Annotated in this window: 15 protein-coding genes; 11 read left to right on the top strand and 4 right to left on the bottom strand. The window is 55.4% G+C overall.

Features of this window, described 5'->3' with window-relative positions:
- Positions 1-290: 290 nt before the first annotated feature.
- Positions 291-1,964, top strand: a complete 1,674-nt coding sequence (locus tag IEV46_RS08645; RefSeq protein WP_188432056.1) for a CocE/NonD family hydrolase — start codon at positions 291-293, stop codon at positions 1,962-1,964.
- Here IEV46_RS08645 and IEV46_RS08640 read toward each other — a convergent pair.
- Together IEV46_RS08640 and IEV46_RS08635 are read right to left on the bottom strand one after the other, a co-directional pair.
- Positions 1,936-3,426, bottom strand: coding sequence for a YutH/CotS family kinase-like spore coat protein (locus tag IEV46_RS08640; RefSeq protein WP_188432054.1), 1,491 nt, complete (start codon positions 3,424-3,426; stop codon positions 1,936-1,938). The two genes, IEV46_RS08645 and IEV46_RS08640, sit on opposite strands and share 29 nt — an antisense overlap.
- 24 nt (positions 3,427-3,450) lie before the next feature.
- Entirely contained in the window at positions 3,451-3,969 is a 519-nt protein-coding gene (locus tag IEV46_RS08635; RefSeq protein ID WP_188432051.1) for an adenylyl-sulfate kinase, read from the bottom strand.
- Positions 3,970-4,159: 190 nt separating this feature from the next.
- Here IEV46_RS08635 and IEV46_RS18645 point away from each other — a divergent pair, with 190 nt between their 5' ends.
- Positions 4,160-4,291 carry a helix-turn-helix domain-containing protein gene (locus IEV46_RS18645; protein ID WP_188432049.1) on the top strand — a complete coding sequence of 44 codons (132 nt, stop codon included), beginning with the start codon at positions 4,160-4,162 and terminating at the stop codon, positions 4,289-4,291.
- 173 nt (positions 4,292-4,464) lie between these two features.
- On the opposite strand, the gene IEV46_RS08625 is transcribed toward IEV46_RS18645, so the two are convergent.
- Together IEV46_RS08625 and IEV46_RS08620 are read right to left on the bottom strand one after the other, a co-directional pair.
- Complete coding sequence (locus IEV46_RS08625) at positions 4,465-5,547, bottom strand: quinone-dependent dihydroorotate dehydrogenase (RefSeq protein ID WP_188432047.1); 1,083 nt, start codon at positions 5,545-5,547, stop codon at positions 4,465-4,467.
- Positions 5,548-5,642: 95 nt separating this feature from the next.
- Positions 5,643-5,786: a hypothetical protein gene (locus IEV46_RS08620; protein ID WP_188432045.1), complete on the bottom strand. Its 144-nt coding sequence runs from the start codon at positions 5,784-5,786 to the stop codon at positions 5,643-5,645.
- Between the two features lie 197 nt (positions 5,787-5,983).
- Between IEV46_RS08620 and IEV46_RS08615 the strand changes: the two genes are divergently transcribed.
- From IEV46_RS08615 to hisIE, 9 genes are all read left to right on the top strand, one after another.
- The gene (locus IEV46_RS08615; RefSeq protein ID WP_188432043.1) at positions 5,984-6,574 is read left to right on the top strand and encodes a non-canonical purine NTP pyrophosphatase; all 591 of its coding nucleotides are present in this window, start codon (positions 5,984-5,986) and stop codon (positions 6,572-6,574) included.
- A 69-nt stretch (positions 6,575-6,643) separates the two neighbouring features.
- On the top strand, positions 6,644-7,810 hold the full coding sequence (locus IEV46_RS08610) for an ATP phosphoribosyltransferase regulatory subunit (RefSeq protein ID WP_188432041.1): 1,167 nt from the start codon (positions 6,644-6,646) through the stop codon (positions 7,808-7,810).
- Positions 7,800-8,450, top strand: a complete 651-nt coding sequence (gene hisG, locus IEV46_RS08605; RefSeq protein WP_188432039.1) for an ATP phosphoribosyltransferase — start codon at positions 7,800-7,802, stop codon at positions 8,448-8,450. Before IEV46_RS08610 ends, hisG begins: the two co-directional genes overlap by 11 nt.
- Positions 8,450-9,730 (top strand): histidinol dehydrogenase, encoded by a 1,281-nt coding sequence (hisD, locus tag IEV46_RS08600; protein ID WP_373284593.1) that lies wholly within the window; start codon positions 8,450-8,452, stop codon positions 9,728-9,730. Before hisG ends, hisD begins: the two co-directional genes overlap by 1 nt.
- The gene (gene hisB / locus IEV46_RS08595; RefSeq protein WP_188432035.1) at positions 9,723-10,313 is read left to right on the top strand and encodes an imidazoleglycerol-phosphate dehydratase HisB; all 591 of its coding nucleotides are present in this window, start codon (positions 9,723-9,725) and stop codon (positions 10,311-10,313) included. Before hisD ends, hisB begins: the two co-directional genes overlap by 8 nt.
- Position 10,314: 1 nt before the next feature.
- Entirely contained in the window at positions 10,315-10,938 is a 624-nt protein-coding gene (gene hisH / locus IEV46_RS08590) for an imidazole glycerol phosphate synthase subunit HisH (RefSeq protein WP_188432033.1), read from the top strand.
- A complete protein-coding gene (gene hisA, locus IEV46_RS08585; protein WP_188432031.1) occupies positions 10,935-11,675 on the top strand; it encodes a 1-(5-phosphoribosyl)-5-[(5-phosphoribosylamino)methylideneamino]imidazole-4-carboxamide isomerase in 741 nt (246 codons plus the stop codon). Before hisH ends, hisA begins: the two co-directional genes overlap by 4 nt.
- On the top strand, positions 11,672-12,430 hold the full coding sequence (hisF, locus tag IEV46_RS08580; protein WP_188432029.1) for an imidazole glycerol phosphate synthase subunit HisF: 759 nt from the start codon (positions 11,672-11,674) through the stop codon (positions 12,428-12,430). Before hisA ends, hisF begins: the two co-directional genes overlap by 4 nt.
- On the top strand, positions 12,427-13,056 hold the full coding sequence (gene hisIE / locus IEV46_RS08575; protein WP_188432027.1) for a bifunctional phosphoribosyl-AMP cyclohydrolase/phosphoribosyl-ATP diphosphatase HisIE: 630 nt from the start codon (positions 12,427-12,429) through the stop codon (positions 13,054-13,056). The genes hisF and hisIE overlap by 4 nt, the downstream gene beginning before the upstream one ends.
- Positions 13,057-13,545: the final 489 nt, after the last annotated feature.

The following is a 13,545-nucleotide window of genomic DNA, read 5'->3' as shown; positions in this document are numbered from 1 at the left end:
GTTTCTGATTCGCGCCGGAGAAGAAACATGACTGGTTGGAGATCGAACCCCTTGGAAGCGTTGTCATTTCTTGTTGTCTGAATCGGCCGGGATGAGGGTTCCCATTCAGCGCCGAATTTCTGACGAGCCAAAGACTCCCCATGTGAAACCCATCCCTTTCTGTGACGACTTTTTCCAAACGCTTTTACGGGGTGGGCTCTTTTTTATCTTAGCCACAGCGTAAAGGGCAGGGAAATCCGTTTCCGGGCAGAAAAAGAAAAGAGAATGCCATTGGAATGGAGGAGGAAATCATGCCGCAACAGAAACAATCGTTGCTGGATGTTCGGGTGCAAAGGGATGTTCGGGTGCCGATGCGGGACGGGGTGAGCCTGTCCGCCGACTTGTATCTGCCGGAGACAGAACAACAGGTTCCGGCGATCGTGGTCCGTTCACCTTATGGGAGGGCCGGGGAGTATATCTACAATATGGCTCCGTATTTTGCCGCCCGGGGATATGGATTTGTCTCCATGGATGTCCGGGGGAGGGGGGATTCCGACGGGGAGTTCATCCCCTACTTCAACGAAGGAGCCGATGGATATGACTCCATCGAATGGGCCGCGGCTCAGCCCTGGTGTGACGGGGCAGTGGGGACCATGGGGGCATCCTATCTCGCTCGGGTTCAGTGGTTAGCCGCCCTGACACAGCCTCCCCATCTGAAGGCGATGATTTCCACTGTCACCCCGTCGGATCCCTTTGTGGAGACCCCGACAGGGGTACCCGGACCGCAACACCTTTGTTGGTTGTATATGACCAGCGGCCGGATGATGCAGGATGTGGACGTAATCGATTGGGAGGAGGTGTACTGGCATCTCCCCTTACTCACGATGGATGAAAAAACAGGCAAATCCCTTCCAAGGTGGCGGGAGGAAGTGAAGCATTCCCGATTGGACGATTGGTGGCGCGGGATCGCCTACCAAGAGCGATTCCACGAGCTGGATCTGCCCGTGTTGCACATCTCTGGCTGGTACGATGATGAACAGGTGGGAACTCCCCTCAATTATATCGGGATGAACACCCGGGCCCGGACGGAGTTCGGCCGGAAGCACCAGAAGCTGGTGATGGGTCCCTGGCCCCATCAGGTGAACCGGTCCACCCGTCTGGGAGAGCTGGATTTCGGACCCCAATCCCTGATCGACCTGAACGGTCTTTCGTTGCGTTGGTTTGATCAATGGTTGAAAGGAGAGGAAAACGGGGTGGCGGAGGAGCCTCCTGTCAGCATCTTCGTCATGGGGGAAAACCGATGGCGCCAGGAGCAGGAGTGGCCTTTGCGGCGAACCCGCTGGACTCCATTTTATCTTCGCAGCGGCGGGCGGGCCAACAGCCGGTTCGGGGATGGGTGGCTGTCCACGGAGGCGCCGGGGGAGGAGCCATCGGATCGATACTCCTATGATCCGGCGAATCCGGTTCCTTTTATCACGGACCCCACATCCAGTCAGATCGGGGGTCCGGATGATTACTCCGCCGTGGAACGGCGGGATGATGTGCTGGTCTACTCCACCGAACCCCTGGAAGAGGCTCTTGAAGTGACAGGGCCGATCCGGGTGCGACTGTTTGCTTCCAGTTCCGCCCGGGATACTGACTTCATGGTGAAGTTTCTCGACGTCTGGCCCAATGGATTTGCCCAGAGGCTCACCGACGGGATGGTTCGGGGGCGCTTTCGCAAGGGGATGGATCGTCCGGAATTGCTGGAGCCCGGCAAAGTGTATGAGTATGATATCGACTGCTGGAATATTTCCCATCAGTTTCAAAAAGGACACCGGATCCGGGTGGAGGTGGCCTCCAGCGCCTTTCCCAAGTATGATCGCAATCTGAACACCGGGGCGGAGTTGGGACAGGGAACGGAGATGGTGGTGGCGGAACAGACCGTCTTCCACGATCGGGAACACCCCTCCGCCATCATCCTTCCGGTGATCCCCCGGGAGTAAGGAGGGTGAGGTGGTGCAGCAGGCTCTCCTTCATCTGTTCCCGCTGCAACAACTTGTGCAATTTGCGCCAGTCCTTGGAGCGGGCGTGGGGACGGCCGTAACAGCGCCGCACTCGTTTATAGAGGCGTTCGGGAAAGGTGAGATGAGCGCGGAGGAGGAGCCACTCCTCCCGGCTCAGCGGGGCGGCGGCACCCGATTCATAGGCGGAGAGAAATTGCCGTACAGCTGATGGGGGCCAACCGTAGGGTGCAGCGTGATGCTCCAGCAGATGGGCCAAATCCCGGACCCTCTCTGCGTAGGCAAGGGTTTCAAAGTCGATAAACCAAATTTGCTCTCGCTGATCCAACATGATATTGCGGTGTTGGAGCGCATTGTGACACCAGACAGCTGATTCGGGGTGATTTTGTAACAGAGTGTTATGGGAAACCTCCTGGAGGGTTTGCTGTGCCAGTTGACAGCGGGTGGAGAGAAAGGCCAGTTGGACGGAAACATCAGAAGGTGAGTTTCGGAACCGACGTTGCCATGTTTCCAATCGCTTTGAAGCCTTGGAGAGCAGGGCCGGATGTTTGCCCCACCGATTGCGGTCCGGGACGGTTTCCGGCGGGGCGAGTCCAGCGGATGCATGATGAAACTCTGCCAGGGCGACACCCATTTTTTTAAAATATGGGAGGCTGTGTGGGGGGATCTCCTTCAGATCGAGCCATTCCTCCATAAAGTAGGGTTCCCCCTCGTGGTCGACCATCAGCTTCCCATCGACGGCGGTTACCGGTTCCGGGATCCATTGGAATCCGTTTTCCTTGATATGACGGAGACAACCGGCGATCAATGGAAGATCGGGCAGCTCATCTGCTTTCTTGAATCCATAATCCCCTCGATCCGTCTCCACCCGGTACACTCCCCGAACCTTCTCCAGAAAGCGGACCGTCAGGCCATAATGTTCCCTGACCAACCGACGGATTGTATCGGGGGGAAGATCTACATCCGCTTTGACCCGGAACACACCATCGATCCGGATCCGGGGCAGCTCCTTTTGCAGATGGGTCTCAAGTTGGCGAAGCAGCTCCATATACCAAGGCTTGGGGAGAAGGTTTGATTTGATCCGCCGTGCCTGATCCAGTGCCCGGTTCAAAGGAAGACCGCATCGTTTCATCAACATCGCGGTCACCATAAATCCGAGCCGGTTGATGCCCCTGGTATCATGGACGTAAATGGAATGTCCGGCGTCCAGCCAATGATCCAGCAGAAGAATCATGTCCCGGGTCCAGGAGAGATCAGGTGCCCGTTTGTCCCGGATGGGCATCCAAAGCAAGCGGCGTCCGGTAAAATCGAAGGGAGGAGAATCGGGTATGGTTCTCAGGTTGACCACGACATCGATGTGGGAACGGATAAAGGACCAGCATCGGGGATCCAAGTCCAGACGCCCACCGCCGTACAGTCGGGGCAGAAACTCGTGGATCTCCATAAACAGCCTCCTCTCCGCAACAAGTCAGGCTTCCGATTGGATATACCCTCTCTCATAGAGGAGGCGGATCACTGCATCGGCTGCTTCATCGGCGGAACAACGGTCTGTCTCGATGATCAGCTCAGGTGCTTCCGGCTCTTCATAATAATGGATGGTGGCAGCGTGCTGTTCATATTTCCCATGGTCGATATCCCTTTCCAACCGGATTTCCAGAGGGCATTTCAGATAAACTTCCAGAAAATCCTCAATCTGTTGGCGGGCGCTTTTCCGCAACTCCCGAAAGCGGCCGACGGAAGAGAGCAATACAATAATTCCGTGTTTATAGAGTATATGTGAAATGAACGTCAAATTCGCGCATTTCTGGAATTGGCGTTTCCGCCAATCCGAGCTCAGGTCTTTGGTGAGGGAACGGGGAGCTTCGTCACTGTCGATCCGTTCTACGGGATACCCTGCGCTTTTCAGTCTTTGGTTCACTTTTCTGCTGATGGTGGACTTTCCAGCATTGGGATACCCGGTGAACCAAATGACCACACCTTTTTTCACTCTGATTCCCCTTTCATGTCGTTCTGAAAGAGTACGTCCACTTGCGGCTTGCCAAGTGTGGGGTTAGGCGTCGCCTAGAGGCATTTAGATTTGCGGTACATGGTATAATATTGTGAAAAAGGGAGGAGAGTGAGGGGAGAGATCATGGATAAAGCGTTTAGGTTTCGTCTATCCTATAGCAGAATAGGCCATGCTCATCAATAAATCCATTGGATGCATCCGTTTTGTCTTTAACCACTGCTTAGCTCAGTGGAATGAAACAACCGGCCAGACCGGCAAAGGACTCGGTTATAACGCTTGTGCAAAACTGCTCACCCTTTGAAGAATGAGTTGGAGTGGCTAAAGGAAGTGGATATTTACGCTTTGATTCCTCCCTTTATCATCCGGATGATGCATTTAAGAGATTCTTTAAGCCATGGGGGAATTGGTTTGGACACATCCGGGTCGTATAGAAAAAGAGACCGGTCAGCTGAAACTGACCGGTCTCTTTGTTGTTCAGGTATCGAGACCGACGGCGTCTGTGATGGAAGTGAGGCCGTCTTGTTCCAGAAGTTGGAGCAACTCCAGGTTGATGGAACGGGCAATGGAAGGCCCCCGATAAATCATGCCGGTATATACCTGAACCAGTGAGGCTCCCGCCCGGATCGAACGGTATGCATCTTCTCCGTTAAAGATTCCACCGACACCAATGATAGGGACTTTCCCCTCACTCACTTGGCGGATCTGTCGGATCCATTGGATGGACCGGTGATGGAGGGGGCGTCCGCTCAAACCGCCGGACTCCATGCGGTGGGGGCTTTTCAGCCCTTCCCGGGCCAAGGTGGTGTTGACCGCGATAAAGCCGTCAATCCCCTGTTCCAATCCAATCCGGACCGCCTCCGACAACTCATCCCGGCTCAAATCGGGTGCCAGTTTGACAAACAAAGGGCGGATCTCTCCTGTTTCCTCCCGCAACTCCTCCCGTTCCTCGATCAGAACAGACAACAGTTTCGAAAGGGAGTCCGCCTGTTGCAAATCCCGGAGTCCCTGGGTATTGGGGGAACTGATATTGATAACAAAGTAATCCCCATACCGGTACAGAGCCCGCAAGCCAGTGCGGTAATCTCCCGCCGCCTCATCTCCCGGAGTCTTCCGGTTCTTCCCCAGGTTGATCCCGACGGGGACGCCGGGGCGGGGGAGGGTGGCCAAGGATGTGGATGCCCGGATGATGCCTCCGTTGTTGAAGCCCATCCGGTTGATCACGGCCTCATCTTCAGGAAGCCGGTATAGCCGGGGACGGGGATTGCCTGGTTGAGGCTTGGGAGTGAGGGTCCCCACTTCCACGGACCCGAAACCCAAAGCCGACAGAGCTGGGTAGACATCGGCATTTTTATCAAACCCCGCCGCCAGTCCCACTGGATTGGGAAACTGGAGTTGGTTGCACTGAACCGTCAAACGTGGATCCCGGACAGCCATTTTCCGTTCCAAGGCCCATAACAGGCCGGGAAGGTGCTGTGCAGTCCGGAGACTGCGAAGGGCCCACTCGTGAGCCTGTTCCGGGTCCATTCGGAATAATAGATTGCGAATGAAAGAATACACGTTGTTGGAGTCCTTTCATGAGCTTCTTTACGTAGCATATCACAACTTCCGGAAGTTTTGTCACCTTCCCTTCCGGTGGAGGGGACCCCTGCCAGTCATATGAGGAGTCCCACCAACAAGCACAATATCCCCAGGATGATCAACTCCAAACCGGAGCTTTTGCCACGGAAGGCGTTGAAGATTCCCACCACTTCCAAGAGGACACCCGCAATGATGAACACAGGGCGAAGCTCTTCCATGTCCAGACCTCCTTTAAGCCATCGAAAGAAGTGAATCTGGATGTATGAGCAGTCGGATTGGCTCATCGGTGTGATGAGGGTGATGCTGTATTCGCTATTTATTGTACCTGAACAAATGAGTTTAGCTATGGAATCTTCTTCAATACCCGCTGGTGCGGGAAGTATAATGAACGACAGAGAGAAAGGAGGATACCAGGGTGATATTGCCCTTTGCCACTCAAAATAAAGGAAAACTGATAGAAGCGAGACAAGTGCTTGAACCCTTGGGGATTCGGGTGAAGCCTCTGTCGCTGGATTTGAGGGAGCCGGATTTCGGGTCGGTGGAGGAGGTGACGGGAGATAAACTTCGACAAGTCTGTGCTTTGGGTTACAGACGGGTGATGGTGGATGACGCAGGTATATTTTTCAGTGCTTATGACGGGTTTCCTGGAATCCTCAGCAAGCGGGTGTTTCAGCGGATCGGATACAAGGGGGTGATGAAGCTTTTGGAAGGGGAAACCCGGGAAGCCTGGTTTGAAGGGGTGGTCGCGGTGTTGTGGGAAGGGGAGACGGCTTTTTTCTCCGGAAAAACCCCGGGACACCTGTTGAAAGTGAACCCTGCCGATATATCTCCGGAACCGGATTTTCCTTTTAATCCGATTTTTGTTCCTCGGGGGGATTGCCGAACCTTGTCGCAAATGAGTCCACAGGAACGAAAACGGTACTCATACAGAGGAAAAGCGCTGGAGGAATTGGCGGGTTGGCTGAGACAACGATTTGACATTGACGGGCATCCCTCCCGATGTTAAACTAACAAGAAATTATCGTGACACTTTAGTTCGTTATCAAACTAAAGTGTACTTGGGAGTGGAAAGTGGATGCCCAAGCCTCGCCAGTTTGAGAAGCCTATGGGAGTGCGTGATTTCCTGCCCGATTTTGTGAATGGAAAGAAATGGGTAGAAAAGCAGGTGGGGGCCTGTTTTTCTTCCTGGGGGTACCGGGAAGTGATCACACCCACCCTGGAGTATTTTGACACTGTCGGGACTGCCAGTGCCATTGAGGAGCAGAAGCTGTTCAAGCTCCTGGACGGTCAGGGACAAACCCTGATCCTGCGGCCTGACCAGACGGCTCCGATCGCCCGTGTCATCTCCTCCGTGATGAGAGAGGAACCGTTGCCGATCCGACTCTCCTACCACGCCGGTGTCTTTCGATCCCAGGAACGGGAAGCGGGGCGGAATGCCGAGTTTTTTCAATCCGGAGTGGAGTTGGTGGGGGACGGCTCCCCGGAGGCGGATGCAGAAGTGGTGGCTCTTGCGGTGGAGTGTCTGCAAGCTTGTGGTGTCCGGAACATCCGGGTGGCCGTTGGGCATATCGGTCTGTTGGAGGCTCTGTTGCAGGAAGAGTTGGCGGATCGGGAGGCGGTGACGGAATTGAAAAAAAGCCTCGGTCGCCGCAATCTGGTCCAATTTCGGGAGAAAGTCCGGGCATCGGGGCTGCCGGAGCAAAGTCAACAACGACTGCTCTCTCTTCTGTCTCTCCGAGGGGAGCGGCAGGTGTTGCATCGGTTGCGGGATGAGAGTCGGGGGGAGGCGTCGGCTGCCGGGTGCGCTCATCTGGAAGCGATGTGGGATGCTCTGGAAAATTGGGGAGTCGCTTCCTATGTGATGCTCGACCTGAGTCTGATCGGAAGTCTCGATTATTATACCGGAATGTACTTTGAAGGGTATGGGGCTGATGGGTATTATCTTTTGTCCGGAGGGCGTTATGACCGGTTGATGGATCTGTTTGGCCGCCCGGCTCCGGCAAGGGGATTTGCATTGAAGACGGATCGGTTGGTGATGGCGTGTCCTGAAAGGACCGAGCCACGGGAGACAGTGGCCCTGGTTTATCCCCGCCGGATGCACCGGGAAGCTTGCCGGCAGGCAAAGGATTTGCGCAGACGGGGAAATCGGGTCACCTTGTTTATTGTCGAATCGGGTTTTTCCTCGGAAGGGTTGGCCGGGTTTGATCAGGTGGTGGAGGTGAGAGAAAAGGATGGGGATTGATGGGAGACTGACTGTGGCCATGCCCAAAGGAAGGATATTCAGAGATGCGCTGAATTTATTGGGGGAAGCTGGCCTGACTCTACCCCGGGAGCTGGTGGAGGACTCCCGGAAGTTGATAGTGGAGGTGCCAGGGGAAGACCTTTCCTTTCTGTTGGTGAAGCCGGTAGATGTACCCACCTGTGTGGAACATGGAGCGGCAGATCTGGGCGTGGTGGGAAAGGATGTATTGCTGGAGGAAGAACGGGACGTATATGAACTGCTGGATCTTCAGATCAGCCCTTGCCGGCTCTCCCTGGCGGGAACAACCGACTGGCAACCCGTTTTAAATCCGAAGGTGGCCACCAAATATCCCCGGATCGCCAATCGCTGGTTTCGGAAGCAGGGACAACAGGTGGAAGTGATCTGCCTGAACGGTTCCGTGGAGCTGGCACCTTTGACCGGTCTGGCTGATCGGATTGTGGATATTGTTTCCACAGGGCGAACCCTGCGGGAGAATGGATTGGTGGAGATGGAGGAGATTACCCGGGTCACCTCCCGACTGATTGCCAACCGAGCGAGCTACCATCTGAAAAGCCGGCAGATCGGGGAGTTGTATGAACGATTGGCCCAGGTGGTTAAGGAGGAGGGAGGATTGCAATGATCAAGGTGGTTCGTCCGGAGCAATTGTCTATATGTCGGAGGGTGGATGAAGGTAGTGTCCGCCGGGAAAAAACCGTCCGGGAAATCTTGTCTGCGGTCCGAACCGAAGGAGATGCCGCTCTCCGGCGGTATACCAAGGAATTGGACGGAGTTGATCTTAAGAGTCTGGAGGTGGAGGAGTCCGGGTTTGAAGAGGCTTACCGACAAGTGTCACAACCTTTTGTTCAATCCTTGCGGAAGGCCGTAAAAAGAATCCGGCGCTATCATGAGGGGCAGAAGCGCCGTTCCTGGATGGAAACGGAGAAGGACGGGACGGTTTTGGGTCAGTTGATCCGCCCCTTGGCCCGGGTGGGAATCTATGTGCCGGGGGGGCGGGCCGCTTATCCCTCCAGTGTGCTGATGAACGCGATTCCCGCCTCTGTGGCCGGTGTGGGGGAAGTGGTGATGGTCACCCCGCCCCGGCCTGACGGCAGTGTCCATGCTTCCACTCTGGTGGCGGCACGGGAGGCGGGAGTGAACCGGGTGTTGAAAGTGGGAGGTGCGCAGGCGGTGGCGGCTCTCGCCTGGGGCACGGAGTCTGTTCCGGCAGTGGATAAAATCGTTGGACCCGGAAACATCTACGTCGCCCTGGCCAAGCGATGGGTCTATGGACAGGTGGATATTGACATGGTGGCCGGGCCCAGCGAGATCGTGGTGGTGGCCGACGGAAGTGCCGATCCTGCATATGTGGCAGCGGATCTCCTTTCCCAGGCGGAACACGACCCCATGGCTTCGGCTGTCCTGATCACTCCTTCCCAGCCGCTGGCGGAGTCGGTGACACGGGAATTGAAACAACAGTGCGACCACCTGGAACGAAAGGAGATCGCTGCCCAATCGATCCGGGAGCAGGGAGCGATCTGTCTGACTGACGACCTCGCCCAGGCGGTGGAAGTGGCCAACCGGTTGGCTCCGGAGCATCTGGAATTAATGGTGGAAGATCCTTGGAGATGGGTGGGCCGGGTGAGAAACGCCGGGGCCCTTTTTTTGGGACCCTGGAGTCCGGAACCGGTGGGGGATTATATTGCCGGACCCAACCACGTCCTTCCCACCAACGGCACGGCCCGTTTTTTTTCACCGCTGGGAGTGGAGGATTTTATCAAAAAGACCAGTCTGATATCTTATAGCCGGGAAGCATTGACAAGGGATGCGGAAGATGTGATCAATCTGGCGGAAGCTGAAGGGTTGACCGCCCATGCCGCATCGATTCGTGCCCGGTTGGTGAAGGAGGAGAAGGATGGGTAACCGATCCGCGGAGATCCGTAGGGAGACGAAGGAGACACGGGTCCGGGTCCGGCTCGACCTGGACGGAAGGGGAAAAGCTCAACTGAAAACTGGTGTTCCCTTCCTGGAACATATGTTGGATCTGTTTTGTACCCACGGTTTGTTCGATCTGCTGGTGGAAGCCGACGGGGACATTGAAGTGGATGACCATCACACGGTGGAAGATATCGCAATCTGTCTCGGCCAAGCCATCCGGGAGGCGTTGGGGGATAAGAGTGGTATCCGCCGTTATGGTCAGGCTTGGATTCCCATGGATGAATCCCTGGGTCAAGTGGTGCTGGATTTGTCCAACCGCCCCCACTTGGAGTTTCGTGCCGATTTTCCCGCACAACGGGTGGGCTGTTTTGATACAGAACTGGTGCATGAGTTTTTTTGGAAACTGGCATTGGAGGCGCGCATGAATCTCCATGTGATTCTTCACTATGGGGGGAACACCCACCATCGGATCGAGGCTCTGTTCAAAGCTTTGGGACGGGCGCTGGATGAAGCGGTGTCGATCGATTCCCGCGTCACTTCCGTTCCATCATCCAAAGGGGTGTTGTGACGTGATCGCCGTCATCGATTACGGAATGGGCAATCTGTACAGTGTCAGCAGGGCCTTGGAGCGAATCGGATGCCAGGTCCGGGTCACCTCGGATCCAGAGGAGGTTTGCAGGGCTGAAGGGGTGATTTTGCCGGGAGTGGGAGCCTTCGGGATCGGGATGAAGGAGTTGAAAGAGCGTGGATTGGTGGATGTGATCAAGGAAGTCACCCTGAGAAAGAGAACCCCTCTTCTCGGGATTTGTCTGGGGATGCAGTTGATGTTCACCGGAAGCGAAGAGCATGGATACCATCAGGGACTCAATCTGCTCGCGGGACATGTCTTTCGCTTGGAGGGGAACTGCAACATTCCCCACCTAGGCTGGAACGGACTCCGTTTTAACGGTCCCCATCCGCTGTTAAGGGGAGTGGGAGAAGGAAGTGTATACTTTGCCCACTCCTACCATGTTATCCCTGCTAATCCCGCAGATGTTCTGGCTGTGACCGACTATTGTGGTTCGATCACGGCCATCGTGGGCAGAAATAACCTCTTCGGAATGCAGTTTCATCCGGAAAAAAGCGGAGAGACGGGTCGCCTGCTACTGGAACGTTTCGTCGCTCTCTGTGAGGAAAGGGTGAAGGTTGGATGAGTTTCACTCTGTATCCCGCCATTGACCTCAGGGGCGGACATTGCGTCCGGCTGTTTCAGGGGGATTTTGACCGGGAGACCGTCTACGGAGAGGATCCGGTTCAGGTGGCCCGCCGTTGGGAAGAGGAGGGCGCTGGTTGGTTGCATGTGGTGGACTTGGATGCGGCCAAGACTGGAGATCATGTCAATCTGTCGGCGGTACGGGACATCATCCGCTCGGCGAGTATCCCGATTCAGGTCGGAGGCGGCGTTCGGGATCTGAAGCGTTTGGAAAATCTTCTATCCCTGGGAGCAGCCCGGGTGGTGATCGGCTCCGCTGCCATCGATGATCCCGAATTTGTAAAGGAAGCCCTCCGTCGTTTTGGGGACCGGATCGCTATTGGGTTGGACGCCCAGGACGGGTGGGTGGCCACCCACGGCTGGCTGGAAACCTCCGAAGTCCGGGTGGAAGATCTGGGTCGGGAGATGGCCGCTCACGGAGCGGAAACTTTTATCTTCACCGATATTTCCCGGGACGGAACCCTGACCGGTCCCAATATTGCCGCTGTCCGCGCCCTGGCTGAAGCGACAGGCAAAGGGGTCATCGCCTCCGGCGGTGTGGGCAATACTGCTCACCTGACCACATTGGTCCGGTTGGCACCGTTGGGTGTGACCGGTGCCATCGTGGGGAAAGCCCTCTATACCGGTGCTCTTGATATAAAGGCCGGGTTGTTGGCGATAGAGGAGGGAACCCGATGATTACCAAACGGATTATCCCCTGTCTGGATATTCGGGATGGACGGGTGGTGAAGGGAGTCTCCTTCGCCAACCTGAGGGATGCCGGGGATCCGGTGGAGTTGGCCGCTCTTTACGATCAGACAGGTGCCGATGAATTGGTCTTCCTCGATATTTCCGCCTCTGTCGAAGGACGAAAGGCGATGGTGGAGGTGATCCGGGAAGTTGCCGGGGTGTTGAGTATCCCTTTTACTGTCGGAGGAGGGATCCGTTCCGCCGAGGATATGTTCACTCTGTTGCGGGCCGGGGCAGACAAAGTTTCTATCAACACTGCCGCCGTCAAAAAACCGGAACTGATCGAGCAGGGAGCCCGGCGGTTTGGAAATCAATGTATCGTCATCGCCATCGATGCCTGCTATGATTCAAAGAAGAAAGACTGGTTTGTCCACACCCACGGCGGCCGAAAACCCACAGGGAAACGAGCGGTGGACTGGGCCCGGGAGGCGGTGGAAAGGGGAGCGGGGGAGATCCTGCTGACCAGTATGGATCGGGACGGGCAGAAGAACGGATTTGACTTGGGGTTGACGGAATCCGTGTCGGAAGCGGTCCGGGTACCGGTGATTGCTTCGGGAGGTGCTGGGAACCATCAACATTTTTACGACGTCTTCACCTGTACCCGGGCGGCAGCCGCTCTGGCGGCTTCCATTTTCCATTACGGGGAAGTTCCTTTACAGGAACTGAAGGTATATCTCAAGCAGAAGGGAGTGCATGTCAGGTGAAACAGAATTCGGACCTCACCCGGCTCCGCTTTGATGATGGAGGGCTGGTTCCGGCCATCGTCCAGGATGCTGTGAGTAAAGAAGTGCTCACCCTGGCCTATATGAATGAAGCCTCCCTTGCAAAGACACTGGAAACCGGGGAGACATGGTTTTGGAGCCGTTCGAGACAGGAGTTGTGGCATAAGGGGGCCACATCCGGCCATACCCAGCAGGTGGTAGAAATCCGCCCCGACTGTGATCGGGATGCACTCCTCATCTTGGTCCGGCCCCGGGGGCCGGCCTGTCACACCGGTGATTATTCTTGTTTCAAAAGGGCAGGTGAAGAGAGTTCCGGGGACCGCTACGCGATCTTGAACACACTGGAGCAGGTGATTGCGGAGAGGGACACCCGCCGGCCCGGGAACTCTTACACGACTTATCTGTTGGAAGAAGGATTGGACAAGATTTTGAAAAAAGTAGGAGAAGAGGCAACGGAGGTGATCATTGCTGCTAAAAATGATTCACATCAGGAACTGGCTTGGGAAGCTTCCGATCTTCTCTTTCACCTGATGGTGCTGTTCAGACAACAGTCACTTCCCCTGGACAGGGTCCTCTCGGAGTTGCAACACCGGCACGGTTCCCGTTAGAAGCGATGTGAAAAAGAGGTTCACTGGGAGGGTTGGGTTTCACATGGAGTGATTTTTGCAGTTAAGACGAAAAGGTCATGTGAAACCCAATCCCGACCAACCCAGCACTCATTCACAACGCTTTTAGTTGTGTTGTAAGGAGAGACCGGCGATTACAGGACAGGCCCCCTTTTCCAAGGTCGGAAGGGTTTTTTTATGCGCTTTGGAGAAAGGGTGGCGTCAGTTGACGGACCGGAGGAATTGTCCCTACAATAAAAATGGGGGGAAATACCCTTGGGAAAAGACTGCTAAACCACTTGAAGAAATCGATGATATTCTTTTGGGGGCATTTCCGGACTTCAAACCGCAGAATATTTGGATATCGGTGGAGCTGGATGGGCCGGCGGTATAACAGTGGATCGAAACAGGTGTCCATCACGGGTTGGGTGGGTATGTAAAAACACTCCGAATGTGATATACTTTCTCCGACATGAACTGTACAAAACCTCA

This window comes from Kroppenstedtia guangzhouensis (genome assembly GCF_014637345.1).
Classification (GTDB): Bacteria; Bacillota; Bacilli; order Thermoactinomycetales; family DSM-45169; genus Kroppenstedtia; species Kroppenstedtia guangzhouensis.
The sequence above is the reverse complement of the archived record's forward strand: the minus strand, read 5'-3'. Positions and strand labels throughout refer to the sequence as shown.